The sequence below is a fragment of the Cedecea sp. genome (assembly GCF_036500665.1).
Taxonomy (GTDB): Bacteria; Pseudomonadota; Gammaproteobacteria; order Enterobacterales; family Enterobacteriaceae; genus Cedecea.
Genome location: NZ_DASYBS010000102.1, coordinates 25,724 through 39,864, shown reverse-complemented (window position 1 = coordinate 39,864; position 14,141 = coordinate 25,724). Strand labels below are relative to the sequence as shown.

Here is a 14,141-nt window from a genome sequence, read left to right as displayed (position 1 = left end):
AACGATGCAGGACTGGAACCCCGCTCTCTATTTGCAGTTTGAAGCTGAACGTACCCGCCCGGCCGCCGAATTGGTTGCCCGAATCAACCACCCCGGCGCAACGACCTTTACCGATTTAGGCTGCGGCCCCGGCAACTCCACCGCCCTGCTGCGCAATCTGGCGCCGAAAGCCACCATTACCGGGCTTGATAATTCTCCTGCGATGCTGCAAAAAGCCAGCACCGCGCTACCCGACTGCCGTTTTGAAGAGGCGGATATTGCCACATGGCAACCCGAAGTCAGGCAGGACGTGATTTTTGCTAACGCTTCCCTGCAGTGGATTGCTAACCATAAGCAGGTCTTCCCGCATCTCGCCGCGCAGCTGGCCGATGGCGGCGTGCTCGCGGTGCAAATGCCCGACAACTGGCAGGAACCCACGCATACGTTGATGCGCCAGGTTGCAGACGAGCTGGGTATCTCGCGCTCCAGCCGCGAAGCCTTGCTTAACGCGCAGGAATATTACGATCTGCTGGCCGAAAATGGCTGTACGGTCGATATCTGGCGCACAACGTATTTCCACGTCATGCCGTCTGCCCGCGCGATTATCGAATGGCTAAGCTCAACCGGCCTGCGCCCTTATCTGGACGGGCTTGATGCGGTTCAGCATGAGGCGTTTATTGAACGTTATCACCAGTTGCTGCAACGCGCCTACCGTAAGCAGCATGACGGCAACGTATTGATGCCGTTCCCACGCCTGTTTATCGTGGCGCGGAAAACGGCCTAAAGCGAAGTACCCTGCTGACGCAGGGCATCAATGTCCTGCAGCGGAGACGCGCCAAATGCCCGGCGATACTCCCGGTTAAACTGGGAGGGGGAATCATAGCCCACCTTCCAGGCAACGCTTGCCACATCCCCTTCACGGCTTAATAAGCGGCGACGTGCCTCCAGCAGGCGGATCTGTTTTTGGTACTGCAGCGGGCTCATGATAGTCAGGGCTTTAAAGCGGTGATGCAGGCTGGATGCGCTCATCCCGACACGTTTTGCCAGCTCGTCGATGACCAGCGGCTCGGCGTAGTTTTCTTTTATCCAACTGATGGCTTCTCCCACGCCTTTACCCTGCGCCCAGCCAAGTGCCTGCTTCCAGAATGACGCGCCTGCGGGCGCTACCACCAGGCGGTAGAGGATTTCTTGTTTGATCAGCGGCGCAAGGGCATGCAGATGCTGCGGGCTGTCCAGGAGGGTGACTAAACGCAGAAACGCCGCCTGGAGTTCTTCTTCAGCGGCGGCCACCCATGCCCCTGTTTTCTCGCCGTTGCCGTCCGGCAGCACAACGTTCATGTTCACCACCAGGTCGGCAATTTCTTTGCCGTCGAGATCGATGCGCACGCCGTAATAAGGCTGCTCCCGGCTCGCGCGGGTGACCTGCCCTGAAACCGGCATATCCACAGCCGCCAGCGAGTAGTTACCCGGACCGTATTCCGTGACGTTGTCACCGATAAGCATCTTTTTGCTGCCCTGCAATACCATGCACATCGACGGTGAAAGCATGCCCCGATTGAGTAACGTCGGCTGGTCTATACGAATAAAGCTCAGCCACGGCAAGGCGCTACGCAGATCTTTCACGCCGCTATCGCCCGCCGTATAGCGACCGGCAACACGGCGGCACAGTTCTTCGATAATGCGGCCCGAAGGCCGCTCAGGTTGTTGCATATTACTGTCCCATAATGGCTTTGGGTTCAAGATACGCTTCCAGCCCCCAGGTGCCAAATTCACGGCCAAGACCGGACTGTTTAAAACCGCCAAACGGCGCGAGCGGCTCATCGTAAACGCCGTTCACAAACACGCGCCCGGCAATAAGCTGGCGGGCAACGGCGGCAGTCCGCTCCGCGTTTTTGCCGCTGACGTAGGCCTGTAGCCCATAAACCGTATCGTTGGCGATCTGCACCGCTTCGGCATCATCGCGGTAGGTAATCACCGACAGCACCGGACCGAAGATTTCCTGCTGGGCGATGGTCATGTCGTTGCGAACGTTCACAAACACCGTCGGTTTGACAAAGTAGCCGCTTTCCAGCCCCTCAGGGCGCCCTTCTCCGCCGCAAAGCAGCTCCGCCCCTTCGGCAATCCCGCTACGAATATACTCCTGCACGCGCTGGTATTGACGGGCGGTAACGGCGGCTCCGATGTTCGTTTTTGGATCTCTTGGGTTGCCAGGTACCAGAATAGCCAGGTGTTTAAGGATCTGCGCTTTCACGGCTTCCAACTTGTTTTCATGCACTAACAGGCGCGTACCGGCGATACAAGCCTGGCCGCTGTTCCAGCTCATCACCTGCAGCGCCAGCGGAATGGAGGTCTCGAGATCCACATCGTCGAGCAGCACGTTGGCAGACTTGCCGCCCAGCTCGAGCGTAACCCGTTTCATGGTTGCCGCCCCGTCGCGGGCGATAGTTTTGCCCACCGCCGTTGAGCCGGTAAAAGAGATTTTAGCCACGTCCGGATGGCGGGTGATTTCCGCCCCAACCACGTTACCCAAGCCGGTGACGATGTTAATCACGCCGTTCGGCAGGCCGGCATCGTGCAGACATTCAGTAATGATAGCGGTCTGCCGGGCGCTCAGTTCGCTGGGTTTGATTACTGCGGTATTACCCGAGGCGATAACCATCGCAAGCTTAGTGGTAATAAAGCCATAGTTGGCATTCCAGGCGGTGATAAGACCGACAACGCCCAACGGCTCCATCACCACTTTCGCCACCCCCGCCTGGCTTTCAAACGAGTAGTCTTTCAGCAGGTCGATAGCCTGCAGGAAGCTGTTGTACGAGCGCGCCACGGTGCTTTGGGCGAACGCGACCGGGCAGCCATATTCATCCACCATGATCTCCACCAGTTCATCTTCACGCGCTTTCACGGCGTCGTGCAGCAACTGCAGCCAAATCATTCTTTGCTCGCGGGTGGAGAGACGCATTTGCGTAAAGGCTGCTTTTGCAGCGGCGATGGCGAGGCGGGTGTCTTCTTCGTCTGCCAGGCGAACCTGAGCTACGGGCTGTTCGCTGACCGGATGAATTAAGGTCAGCACCTCACTGCCGTGGGGCGTGACGTGCTGACCGTTAATATAGAGGGTGTCGATGGTTTTCATTTTTGCGCTCCAGCGGTTGTGTTTGACGCTTAAAGTGTCGTTGAACACGTCCGTTTTCCTGTAGCGCAATCCTGTTTGATGCTTGCACAATCCTGCAAATCAGGATTCAGATTGATGACAAACAGCCGAAAAACGTGGTTTTCGACTGTTTGGGGCAAACCAGAGAACATTATTCATTGTTTTTATTAGACCTGGGGTCGGACTTTTTAGAGCAATGAACTTTGTCAGCAGTCTCAATCCTGCAAAGCAGGATTATTTTTTCTTCTACTGTCTCTCGGCTATGGCCTGAAAGCGTTTCGCGCGTAGCCAGTCGTAGCACCAGTTATAAACCACGGTGTACGGCAGGAAGAACAGGAAGAAACCAATCTCTACCATCAGCGCCTGCAGCAGCGTGACGTTCAGCATCCACGCGGCGAGCGGCAGACCAATCAGAATAAAGCCCCCTTCAAAGCCCAGCGCGTGAGCAATGCGCAGCCCCATGCCACGCTTGCGTGACGGCGGGTAAAATTTATCAAACCCGGCGTTGTAAATAATGTTCCAGACCATCGCGACGGTGGACAGCATGATGGCCAGCGCCCCCATCTGGAACAGGGGTTTGTTCATCAGCCAGGCGGCGGTTGGCGCACAGATACCAATGGCGATGGCTTCGAAGCCGACGGCATGCACGATGCGCTCAGAAAGGCTTCTGTTGTTTTGCGATTTCATTTTGATGACTCCTTTTTCACAAGGCCGCCATTATCATCGTAATTATTGATATGATATAGCTAACAGCCATCGATAAAAGCGATAGTTTATGCGTTACTCTCCGGAATCACTGGAAGCCTTTTTGCAGGCCGTTGAAACGGGTTCTTTTTCCGCTGCAGCGCGTAAGCTGAAGAAGAGCCAGTCAACCATCAGCAGCGCCATTGCCAATCTGGAGGCAGATCTCGGCGTCACTCTGTTTGATCGCCACGCCAGACAGCCAACGCTCACCCCACATGGGCAGCGTGTTTTGCCCTATGTGCAGGCGATTTTTGCCGCCAGCGAGCGGCTGGATGAAGTGTCCGTCAGGCTGGCCGACAACGTCGAACCTCGCCTGACTTTTGTGCTTTCCGACATGTGGCAAACCGCCCACCATGAATCCATCCTGCAACAGTTTTCCGAGCGCTACCCGGACATCGAATTTGAGTGCATCATTGCCGAAGATGAAGACGTGATCGATAGTCTGCAGATTGGCCGCGCCCACGTCGGCGTGCTGCGGGTTCAGGCAAGTTACCCGCCGGATATCACCGTCGCCCGCCTCCAGGTCGGCGCAGAGATGACGATTTTTATCCATCGCGATCACCGGCTTGCAAAGCAGACCGAGGTGCGAATGGATGAGCTACATACCGTGCGGCAGCTGGTGCTTAAAACTTTTGTGCGTCCCGGCAAGGTCGCAGCGCGCGGTCCCGTCTGGTCGTCCCCCTCTTTACTGCTGCTGCTTGAGATGGCGGAGCAGGGATTCGGCTGGGGCATTTTGCCGAGCTGGCTGGTAGAACAGTTTGGGCACGGCGTGCTCAAGCCGCTCAATGTAGAAGGCTGGCCGCAGATGCTGGAAGTGGACGTCGCGTGGTCGAACAAAACGCCGCCCGGGCCGGCTGGCCGTTGGATGATTGACCGGCTGCGCGAGCGGCGGTAATAAATCGGCACACACTTGCGGTTGTCACTTCGTGCGCTTTCAGGTTAAAAAATTGTTTTCCAACCAACAGGATCCCGTAAATGAGCGCCATCACCACCCTTTTTGCCATTACCGCCACCGTCACGCTGGGCGCAATGAGCCCCGGCCCAAGTTTTGTTTATGTCGCCCAAAATGCCGTGGCCCGTTCCCGCGCACATGGACTGGTGACCGCGCTGGGTACCGGCGTCGGCGCGGCTGCATTTTCACTGATGGCGCTGCTGGGCCTGCAGGCTTTCCTGCTGGCGGTGCCGGTGGCATATACCGGGATCAAGATAGCCGGGGGGCTTTATCTGCTGTGGCTGGCTTATAAGATAATCAAACACTCGCGCGAGCCGCTGCACGTTGGCGCGGTGGGGAAAAGCGATAAAAGCATGATGGCGACCTTCCGCGACGGGCTATTCACTCAGTTGAGCAACCCGAAAACCGCCGTCGTGTTTGCCAGTATTTTTACCGCATTGCTTCCGCGCGAAATCCCGACCTTTTATTACGTCGTCCTGCCGGTGCTGTGCTTTGTGATTGATGCGGGATGGTATTCGATTGTCACGCTGGTGTTGTCTTCAGAGAAGCCGCGCAATGCCTACCTGCGCTTTAAAACCGTGATTGACCGCTTAGCGGGCGGCGTGATGGGGATTTTGGGGCTGAAACTGATTTTCTTCTCACGCTAAAAAACAGAAAGCCACCGCAGGCGGTGGCTCAGACAGAGAGGGATCAGTGAATCCCCAACCGGTGCGCATGGGAGATTTCTTCACGCAGCTCAAGGTGGGTTAAACCCAGCAGATCGGCAAACTCCAGCTTTAACTGCTGCAGGCGGATCAGGAATTGTGCGGGGGTTAACTGCTCTTGTTCGCGGCGGAGAAATTCAAACGCTAAGGTGGTTGGGGTTATCTCGGTGTCCATGGTAATCCTCTGTTTGGTTGTGAAATCAGGGCTATTGTACCACCAACGCACTGTGCAAAAAACAGCCAGACCGGCGTTTTCTGGCTGCAGAAACTTTTTACCTACATAACATCAGGACAGCTATATGTTTTCTAAGCATTATGAAGTTGATGCAAGCCATATCGATTTTCAGGGCGTGGTAGACGGCCTGTACTATCCGTTTTACATGGAGTGGACTCGCCACGCTTACATGCGTGAGGCGCTGGGTATTGATATTGAGGAAGAGTTCCGCCAGGGCAAACTTTATATGGTGCTGGAGTACTCGCTGCGCTTTCGTAAAAGCCTGCAAAAAGGCGATAGCGTCGAGGTTACCTGCCAACTTGAGCGGAACGAAAAACGCAACCGCGTGAACTTTGCCCAGCAGATCAAGGTCGACGGCGTGGTTTATGCCGAAGCAACGTTTGTGGCAACCTGCCTGGCTAACGGCCGCCCTTCCATGCCGGAAGCCGTGCTGAACGCGCTGGAACAACTCTAACTTGAATTAGCGAAGGGCCATCGCGCTCTTCGCTCCTCTTCCCAAAGCCTGCTTTCCCCCTCCCAAACATAAGTGTCTTTATTGATTTATGGTGATTCCACGCCCCTGTTCCTGCTACCCTCTGGCAAAAAAGTGAATAAGACTTAGGATCGCCTGCAATGCAAGAATTTACCCGGCCAGTTTTACAGCTGCCTAATAACGAAAAGAAACTACTGCTACACTCCTGCTGCGCGCCCTGCTCGGGCGAGGTCATGGAGGCCATACATGCGTCCGGCATCGAATACACCGTGTTCTTCTACAACCCGAATATTCATCCGCAGAAAGAGTACCTGCTGCGCAAGGACGAAAACATTCGCTTCGCGGAACAGCACGGCGTGCCGTTTATCGACGCGGATTACGATACCGATAACTGGTTTGAACGAGCGAAGGGAATGGAATGGGAGCCAGAGCGCGGCGTCAGATGCACGATGTGCTTCGATATGCGCTTTGAGCGCACCGCGCTGTACGCCCACGAAAACGGGTTTAACGTCATCAGCAGCTCGCTGGGCATTTCGCGCTGGAAGAACATGCAGCAGATTAACGACTGCGGCCATCGCGCCGCAGCGCCTTATGAAGGCATGAGCTACTGGGACTACAACTGGCGTAAACAGGGTGGCTCCGCACGGATGATTGAAATCAGCAAGCGCGAACAGTTTTACCAGCAGGAGTACTGCGGCTGCGTCTATTCCCTGCGCGACACCAACCTGCACCGAAAAGCCAATGACCGCCCGCTGATCAAAATTGGCAAGTTGTTCTACGGTAAAGACGACGAATCAACGGAAGCGTAACGCGAAGGGTGAAAATCCGGGAGCCTGCCGACATCGATCAGGCCCCGTAATTATTCAAAGTAACCCAGAAGCACCCTGCGTTTTCCCGAGCAGGTTAGAAGTTTATAGCCATCAACCCTGCACATTGCACGGATATATTCTGTTTGATTTTTAAGGCACTTAACGCAAATCAGGGCTTTGCAGTTTGCGTTAAGTGCGATTTCACTGCGGCTACATTAGTGAGTGCGCTTTCTTCAAGGTTATTCCCCCGCCAGGCCCCGGTTTTTCAGCATCGGCTCGCTGCGCGGATCGTGTCCTCGCCAGTCACGGTATAACGCTTCGAGATCGCTGCTGTTGCCGCGTGAAAGAATCGCCTGCCGGAAGCGCTGGCCGTTTTCAGCCGTGAGTCCGCCCTGCTCCACAAACCACTGATAGCCGTCGTCCGCCAGCATTTGCGTCCAGATATAGGCGTAATAACCCGCCGCGTAGCCGCCGCCAAAAATGTGGGCAAAATAGCTGCTGCGGTAGCGTGGCGGGACTTCTGCCAGATTAATATGTTCTTTTTCCAGCGCTTCGGCTTCAAAACGCGTCACGTCGTCAATTTCCGCGTCTGGCGGCAGGCTGTGCCAGTTCATATCCAGCAGCGCCGCCGCCAGCAGTTCGGTCATGTCGTAGCCTTTGTTGAACTGTGCGGAGCGGAACAGCTTGCCGCGCAGCGACTCGGGCATCGGTTCACCGGTCTGATAATGACGGGCGTAGTTGGCAAATACCTCGGGATGGCTCGCCCAGTGCTCGTTGATTTGGGAGGGGAATTCCACAAAATCTCGCGGCGTGTTGGTCCCTGAAAGACTCGCATAGCGCTGCGTAGCAAACAGGCCGTGCAGCGTATGGCCGAACTCGTGGAACAGCGTCACTACGTCATCCCAGGAAATCAGCGCGGCCTCGCCGGAAGCGGGTTTTGTATAGTTGCAGACGTTGTAGATAACCGGCATCGCGTCAAACAGCGTGGACTGTTCAACAAAATTCCCCATCCACGCCCCGCCGCCTTTGCTGTCGCGGGCAAAGAAATCGCCGTAAAACAGCGCCATACCACGGCCGTCTTTGTCGAATATTTCCCAGGTACGCACATCCGGGTGATAAGTCGGGATATCAAAACGCTCCACAAAACGCAGCCCGAAGAGCTTACTGGCGGCCCAGAAGACGCCGTTGGTCAGCACGCCGTTAAGTTCAAAGTAGGGTTTGATTTGCCCTTCGTCGAGATCGTACTTCGCGCTACGCACCTGTTCGGCATAGAACTGCCAGTCCCAGGCTGCTGCCTGGAAGCCCCCATCCTGAGCATCAATGACGTCCTGAATGTCTTTCAGCTCACGGCGGGCGCGCCCGGTTGCGGCAGGCACGATATTTCGCATAAAGCGCAGCGCCGCGTCAGGGGTTTTCGCCATCTGGTCGGCCATTTTCCATGCCGCGTAGTTTTTAAAGCCCAATAGCTTTGCCTGTTCGGCTCGCAGCCTGGCCAGACGAGCGACGATAGCGCGCGTATCGTTAGCGTCATTGCGCTGGGAACGCGTCCAGCCAGCCTCAAAAAGCGCTTCACGCGTTGCCCGGTGACTCAGGCTTTGTAGTGCAGGCTGCTGGGTGAAATTAAGCAGCGGAAGTAACCATTTTCCTTCGAGCCCTTTGTCGGCCGCAGCCTGAGCCGCCGCCGCAATTTCCGCACGGGTTAAACCCTTAAGCGCCTCAACGCTTTCAACGACCAGTCCGCCGGCCTTATCTGCCGCATGCAGGCGGTTATTAAACTGGCTGGTGAGCTGGGCGCTCTCTTTATTCAGCGCTTTCAGGCGGGTTTTGTCCTGCTCGCCGAGCGTAGCGCCCGCCAGCTTGAAATATTGCCAGGTAACTTCCACCAGCCGCAGGGATTCTGCATCAAGATTAAGATCGTGGCGCTGCTCATAAACGCTATTAAGACGAGAGAATAAGACGTCGTTCAGGCGAATTTCATCCGCCAGCTCGGCCAGTTCGGTGGAGAATTCTTCGTCCAGCTGCTGGAGGAAATCATTGGTGTGCGCCGAAGTCATCGCGTAGAAAACGGTGGTGACACGCCCGAGCATCGCGCCGGTTTTCTCCAGAGCCAGGTAAGTATTGTCAAACGTCGGGGCTGCCGGGTTACCGGCGATGGCGGCAACTTCTTCACGCTTGACTCGCTTACCTTCGTCGAAGGCCGGGCGGTAATGCTCGTGGGTGATCTCATCGAAATACGGCGCCTGATAAGGCAGTAAACTCAGCTGGAAAAACGGGTTGCTGTGCAACATCCTCTACTCCCGGTAACCTGAAATGTGGGTTAGTTATAGCGTATTTCGACACGTTTCTTAAAAGAAAACTAAGATTACCGTGGCCCGCTAGCGTGCTAAGGTAGTGCAGGACAAAAGCGTTGAGGAACAGAGAGATGATTGTACTGGTTACGGGTGCTACCGCGGGCTTTGGCGAAAGCATTACCCGCCGTTTCGTTAAAAATGGCCACAAGGTTATTGCCACCGGCCGCCGTCAGGAACGCCTGCTTGAGCTTAAAGAAGAGCTGGGCGACAACCTGCTTACGCTGCAGCTGGATGTACGCAACCGCGCCGCTATAGAAGAAGCGCTGGCTAGCCTGCCTGCCCAATGGCAGCAGATTGATATCCTGGTCAATAACGCCGGGCTGGCGTTGGGCATGGAGCCTGCGCATAAAGCCAACGTCGACGACTGGGAAAACATGATCGATACCAACAACAAGGGCCTGGTCTACATGACCCGCGCCGTGTTGCCGGGCATGGTCGAGCGTAATCGCGGCCATATTATCAATATCGGCTCTACGGCGGGTAGTTGGCCTTACGCCGGCGGTAACGTCTACGGCGCGACGAAAGCGTTTGTGCGTCAGTTTAGCCTCAACCTGCGTACCGACCTGCACAAAACCGCCGTTCGCGTGACCGATATCGAACCGGGCATGGTCGGCGGCACCGAGTTTTCCAACGTGCGCTTTAAAGGCGACGACGACAAAGCCGGGAAAACCTACGAAAATGCCAATGCGCTGACGCCTGAAGATGTCACCGAGGCCGTCTGGTGGGTGGCAACCCTACCGAAACACGTCAATATAAATACCCTGGAAATGATGCCGGTTAGCCAGACTTTCGCCGGGCTTAGCGTCCACCGAGAAGGGTAGTGCCAACCAACCCCGGGTAAAATGCCCGGGTTTACGTTTTAATAAGATTCGATGTCTAATTCGCACTCAACCTCTGAAGATAAAAAAACCATGCCACTTTCCCGAGAGATCAATCCCACTCAACCGGTAAACCAGCAAATTTATCATATTCTGCGGCGCGAAATTGTACGCTGCCAGATTGCCCCAGGCACCCCCCTTTCAGAGAAAGAGGTGTCCGTCCGTTTTGATGTATCACGTCAACCGGTACGGGAAGCGTTTATTAAGCTAGCGGAAACCGGGCTGGTGCAGGTTCGCCCTCAGCGTGGTACGTGGGTGAGTAAAATCTCCATCAGCCATGTAAAAAACGGCTGTTTTATTCGCGAAGCTATTGAACGTGCCGTCGTTAAACGTGCCGCCACAAAAGTGACCGACTCCGATCTGTACACGCTGGAGCACCTGCTCAACCAGCAGCGAGTGGCGATTAACGACAACCACATTGATGACTTTTTCTCTCTCGATGACAAATTTCATCAGCAGCTTGCGCTTATTGCCGACTGCAGCCTCGCATGGGAGACGGTTGAAAACATCAAAGCAACCATGGATCGCGTGCGCTATATGAGTCTCGACCATGTTTCCCCGCCGGCCATGCTGCTCGACCAGCATTATGCGATCTTTAACGCACTGAATGCGCATGATGAGACAGCGGTGGATAACGCTATGCACCTTCATCTGCACGAGATAAGCCAGTCGATATTGCTGATTCGCCAGGAGAACCAGGACTGGTTCAGCGAAGAGTAGTAAAGCGTCGCACTACGGTGACAGCGGGACGTTTAGCGCCCCGCTACGTGATTAATAACGCGAGACGGTCGTCTTCGCGCCATTTTCACACACTTCCAGATACAGTTCGGTTACCCGACTAACAAAACCGGCGTTAGCGGGTAAATCGCTCCCGAAAATCGTATTCAGCCCAAGCAGGGCCTTCACACGCGCTTCCCCTTCTGCGCTTTGCTCTACTGCAGATTTTATCGCCGGCAGTAACGGGTCACTGATTTCGATAGGCTCCCCCTGCTCGTCCACGCCGCCTACGTAGCGGATCCAGCCGGCGACACCCATCGCCAGCAAGTCATACCGGCTGCCGTTCAGGATATGCCAGCGAATTGCGTCCAGCCAGCGCTGAGGAAGCTTCTGGCTACCATCCATTGCAATTTGCCAGGTACGATGACGCAGCGCCGGGTTGGTGTAACGCTCAATAAGCGAGTCGGCATACTTTTCAAGATTAACGCCCTGCACTTTCAGCGTTGGAGCTTGTTCATTTAGCATCAGCGCCTGCGCCGTGCGGCGGTAGTTTTCATCCTGCATGCAGTCAGAAATATGCGGGTAACCGGCAAGATAACCCAGATAGGCCAGAAACGAGTGGCTGCCGTTGAGCATACGCAGCTTCATTTCTTCATATGGCAGCACGTCCTTAACCAACTCAGCCCCGGCTTTTTCCCATGCCGGGCGTCCAGCCACAAAGTTATCTTCAATTACCCACTGTCGGAAAGGCTCGCAGGCCACGGCGGCCGGGTCTGCAACGCCGGTTTGCTCCACAACCTGAGCCAGTGTTTCCGGGGTAACAGCCGGAACAATACGGTCAACCATGGTGGACGGGAAAGTCACATTAGCCGCAATCCAGTCGGCCAACGCTTCATCAAGTGCCCTGGCCCATGTCAGGATAACGTTACGGGTGACGTGACCGTTTTCCGGCATATTATCGCAGGACATCACGCTGAACGGTTTGAGCCCAGCCGCTTTACGTCGAGCCAACGCTTCGATTATCACACCGGGAGCTGACTGCGGCTGATGTGGCTTTTCCAGATCACGAAGATATAAAGGATGATCGGTCAGTAATTTGCCGGTCGCCGGGGAATGGCAATAGCCCTTTTCAGTAATTGTTAGAGAGACAATCGCGACCTCAGGCCGCATCAGAGCGGAAAATACCGCCTCAAGTCCGTCAACCTGGGCGTGAAGCGCTTCGGTAACTACGCCCACTATGCGGCATTGCCAGGCATCTGCGGACATTTCCGCTACGCTGTACAAATTTCCCTGCTGTTTTAAATCGGCAATTTGCTGTTCGCCACCGATCAAATTGATTTCACAATAACCCCAGTCGCTGCCGTGCTCATTCGCCAGAATATCGGCGTAAACAGCCTGGTGCGCACGGTGAAAAGCGCCAAAACCCAAATGCACGATACGAGGAACCAGCTTGTTACGATCGTAATCAGGGGTGATGGCTCGGGACCTAAGTAGTTTGTTTTCCATAATAGACTCACTGTTGGTATCGGTCAGATTATGCCGCGGACTCGCCGCGGCAATGTCGTTCGTTACTCGGTTTATGCACCGGGCTGCGATGTGGCAGGTTTCTCGGTCGGAGCTATGTTCGCTGAGTCGCTGAACCATAACTTGTCGTAGTGATAGCCCGTTAAATCTTCCACGACAGCTTTCGTCTCGGGCTGCACATCGCGCTTTTCACCGCCCGTTTTCAGCCGTTCAACCTCATCAACAAAAATTTTGTGCGTCCGCTTATTCAGGCGGAAGGTCAGAGCTTGCCAAAGCGCGAGCAGCAACAGTCCAGCAGTACCCACAAACAGCAGCCCTGCAATCATGTTGATTGCGCTCTCCGGTTGAACCTGACTGCCTTTTACAAATCCCCCCACCTGCAACAAAACACCAACAATGAAAGTGGCGATGGCAACGGTCGTTTTGCGGGAAAAGGTCATTACTGCGGCAAAGAGCCCTTCACGGCGCTGACGGGTGATCATCTCGTCGATATCAGGAATAAACGGGAATACGTTCCACGGCGTGAATTCGAGTACGCAGCGGCCAACCTGGTAAACGACAGCGAGTGCAATCAGCAACATCGCTTTGTTATCCGTCGGGAACAGATACACCATCAGTAAGCCAAGCAGGCAAAGCATCATTACGCTGTAGGCGAAGATATAGAGGCGGGATGGACCGTACTTGATGATAGCGACACCCGCAATCAGCGTAACCGGCAATCCTACGATACTCATAGAAAGCAAGGTGCCTGCAAGTGCAGAAGAAACATTCAGGCAGTAAACACAGAAGAAGACGAACACCGTGTTATAAAAATCCTTGCCGGTAAACGAGCAGAGATAAATGGCAAGGTGCTTTCTGAACGCCCGAACTTTCAGCGTTGAGAAATAATCCTTAAACAAATTAACCAGCGTAGTCACATTGCCCACGGCTGAAATTTCGTTGCCACTGTTCTCCAGTTCCGCCAGCATTTCCGGCGTCAGATCCCTTTCCCAGGTCACCTTCCACGAGATAAATACGCAAACCATAAATAGCACGGCAAACACCATACCGTTGATAAGATAGGCATTAGCGTCATTTTCCCCGAAATAGCTGATTAACAGCCCCGGAATAAACGTCGCCAGGAAGGTGCCTGTGGCAGAGAAGAACATACGGCAGGTGGAAAGCTTGGTACGTGAATTAAAGTCTCTGGTCATCTCTGACGGCAGCGTTTCCCATGGGATCAGTACCATAGCCGCGATAATTTCGAAGGCGAGGTACACCGTCAGATAAAACATAAAGCTCATGCCGTTTAGCCACAGTAGCGCGTAAACCAACATCAGCGGTGCGCCAATAAGTAAGAAGAAACGGCGACGGCCAAACTTCTTGCCCAGGTAGTGCTTATAGAAATGGTCGGTGAAGCTGCCCATAAACAGACTGACTATGGCATCCACAATTCTGGCAATCGCCACGATGGATGCAGCTTCTACGGGAGATAACCCAACAAAGGTGGTATAGAAAAACAGCAGCCATGCGCCAATGACCGTAAATGCACCACCGCCCATAATATCCGTGATACCGTATCCGATACTCACCGGAATCGTTATTTTCCTGTTTGCACGAGACATTCTATTTCCTTATATCCGGCGAAA

At 54.6% G+C, this 14,141-nt stretch carries 14 protein-coding genes; 7 read left to right on the top strand and 7 right to left on the bottom strand.

Annotation, left to right across the window (positions count from 1 at the left end):
• Positions 1 to 4 precede the first annotated feature (4 nt).
• Entirely contained in the window at positions 5 to 763 is a 759-nt protein-coding gene (tam, locus tag VGM55_RS17090; protein ID WP_154185665.1) for a trans-aconitate 2-methyltransferase, read from the top strand.
• On the opposite strand, the gene VGM55_RS17085 is transcribed toward tam, so the two are convergent.
• The 3 genes from VGM55_RS17085 to VGM55_RS17075 all read right to left on the bottom strand — a co-directional run bounded on the left by VGM55_RS17085 (position 760) and on the right by VGM55_RS17075 (position 3,814).
• The gene (locus tag VGM55_RS17085; protein ID WP_154185667.1) at positions 760 to 1,689 is read right to left on the bottom strand and encodes an AraC family transcriptional regulator; all 930 of its coding nucleotides are present in this window, start codon (positions 1,687 to 1,689) and stop codon (positions 760 to 762) included. The genes tam and VGM55_RS17085 overlap by 4 nt on opposite strands.
• A gap of 1 nt (position 1,690) precedes the next feature.
• On the bottom strand, positions 1,691 to 3,109 hold the full coding sequence (locus VGM55_RS17080) for an aldehyde dehydrogenase family protein (RefSeq protein ID WP_331636126.1): 1,419 nt from the start codon (positions 3,107 to 3,109) through the stop codon (positions 1,691 to 1,693).
• A gap of 264 nt (positions 3,110 to 3,373) precedes the next feature.
• Positions 3,374 to 3,814, bottom strand: coding sequence for a multidrug/biocide efflux PACE transporter (locus VGM55_RS17075; RefSeq protein WP_154185671.1), 441 nt, complete (start codon positions 3,812 to 3,814; stop codon positions 3,374 to 3,376).
• Between the two features lie 88 nt (positions 3,815 to 3,902).
• Between VGM55_RS17075 and VGM55_RS17070 the strand changes: the two genes are divergently transcribed.
• Together VGM55_RS17070 and VGM55_RS17065 are read left to right on the top strand one after the other, a co-directional pair.
• A complete protein-coding gene (locus tag VGM55_RS17070) occupies positions 3,903 to 4,766 on the top strand; it encodes a LysR family transcriptional regulator (RefSeq protein WP_154185673.1) in 864 nt (287 codons plus the stop codon).
• A gap of 80 nt (positions 4,767 to 4,846) precedes the next feature.
• On the top strand, positions 4,847 to 5,470 hold the full coding sequence (locus tag VGM55_RS17065; protein WP_061276466.1) for a LysE family translocator: 624 nt from the start codon (positions 4,847 to 4,849) through the stop codon (positions 5,468 to 5,470).
• Positions 5,471 to 5,513: 43 nt separating this feature from the next.
• Here VGM55_RS17065 and VGM55_RS17060 read toward each other — a convergent pair whose 3' ends face one another.
• Positions 5,514 to 5,702: a YdiH family protein gene (locus tag VGM55_RS17060; protein WP_016536582.1), complete on the bottom strand. Its 189-nt coding sequence runs from the start codon at positions 5,700 to 5,702 to the stop codon at positions 5,514 to 5,516.
• Positions 5,703 to 5,826: 124 nt separating this feature from the next.
• Between VGM55_RS17060 and VGM55_RS17055 the strand changes: the two genes are divergently transcribed.
• Entirely contained in the window at positions 5,827 to 6,216 is a 390-nt protein-coding gene (locus VGM55_RS17055; protein ID WP_154185675.1) for an acyl-CoA thioesterase, read from the top strand.
• A gap of 158 nt (positions 6,217 to 6,374) precedes the next feature.
• Positions 6,375 to 7,043, top strand: a complete 669-nt coding sequence (locus VGM55_RS17050; protein ID WP_061276470.1) for an epoxyqueuosine reductase QueH — start codon at positions 6,375 to 6,377, stop codon at positions 7,041 to 7,043.
• 239 nt (positions 7,044 to 7,282) lie between these two features.
• On the opposite strand, the gene dcp is transcribed toward VGM55_RS17050, so the two are convergent.
• A complete protein-coding gene (gene dcp / locus VGM55_RS17045) occupies positions 7,283 to 9,331 on the bottom strand; it encodes a peptidyl-dipeptidase Dcp (RefSeq protein WP_331636113.1) in 2,049 nt (682 codons plus the stop codon).
• A gap of 134 nt (positions 9,332 to 9,465) precedes the next feature.
• Between dcp and ydfG the strand changes: the two genes are divergently transcribed.
• Positions 9,466 to 10,215, top strand: a complete 750-nt coding sequence (gene ydfG, locus VGM55_RS17040) for a bifunctional NADP-dependent 3-hydroxy acid dehydrogenase/3-hydroxypropionate dehydrogenase YdfG (protein WP_154185681.1) — start codon at positions 9,466 to 9,468, stop codon at positions 10,213 to 10,215.
• Positions 10,216 to 10,305: 90 nt separating this feature from the next.
• A complete protein-coding gene (locus tag VGM55_RS17035; protein WP_331636125.1) occupies positions 10,306 to 10,992 on the top strand; it encodes a GntR family transcriptional regulator in 687 nt (228 codons plus the stop codon).
• Positions 10,993 to 11,043: 51 nt separating this feature from the next.
• Here the strand turns inward: VGM55_RS17035 and VGM55_RS17030 are convergent, their stop codons facing one another.
• Both VGM55_RS17030 and VGM55_RS17025 read right to left on the bottom strand, forming a co-directional pair.
• Positions 11,044 to 12,495 carry a mannitol dehydrogenase family protein gene (locus tag VGM55_RS17030; RefSeq protein ID WP_154185683.1) on the bottom strand — a complete coding sequence of 484 codons (1,452 nt, stop codon included), beginning with the start codon at positions 12,493 to 12,495 and terminating at the stop codon, positions 11,044 to 11,046.
• Between the two features lie 71 nt (positions 12,496 to 12,566).
• The gene (locus tag VGM55_RS17025; RefSeq protein WP_331636112.1) at positions 12,567 to 14,117 is read right to left on the bottom strand and encodes an MFS transporter; all 1,551 of its coding nucleotides are present in this window, start codon (positions 14,115 to 14,117) and stop codon (positions 12,567 to 12,569) included.
• Between the last annotated feature and the right edge of the window lie 24 nt (positions 14,118 to 14,141).